Source organism: Pseudotamlana haliotis, from assembly GCF_008806375.1.
GTDB classification, from domain to species: Bacteria; Bacteroidota; Bacteroidia; order Flavobacteriales; family Flavobacteriaceae; genus Pseudotamlana; species Pseudotamlana haliotis.
Window position 1 is genome coordinate 1 of sequence record NZ_WAAT01000054.1, and the last position, 209, is coordinate 209.

The following is a 209-nucleotide window of genomic DNA, read 5'->3' on the forward strand; positions in this document are numbered from 1 at the left end:
TGATTAAAATTATAGTCTTCTCTCCAGTTGTCGCTTATTTTTTGCAATTGATATTTATCATTGAAGTAATAAGCATCCAGTATATCTTCTCTAAAGAATCGATTAAAACGTTCTATGTATCCGTTTTGCATTGGTTTTCCAGGTTGTGTATATTTAATTTCAATAAAGTTCTTTTCACACCAGTTCATAAAGGTTTTAGAGATAAATTC

1 protein-coding gene is annotated in these 209 nt (G+C 28.7%); it reads right to left on the minus strand.

Annotation, left to right across the window (positions count from 1 at the left end):
• A partial coding sequence (locus tag F6U93_RS15010) for an integrase core domain-containing protein (protein ID WP_225312725.1) occupies positions 1-188 on the minus strand: 188 nt, incomplete at its 3' end.
• Positions 189-209 lie beyond the last annotated feature (21 nt).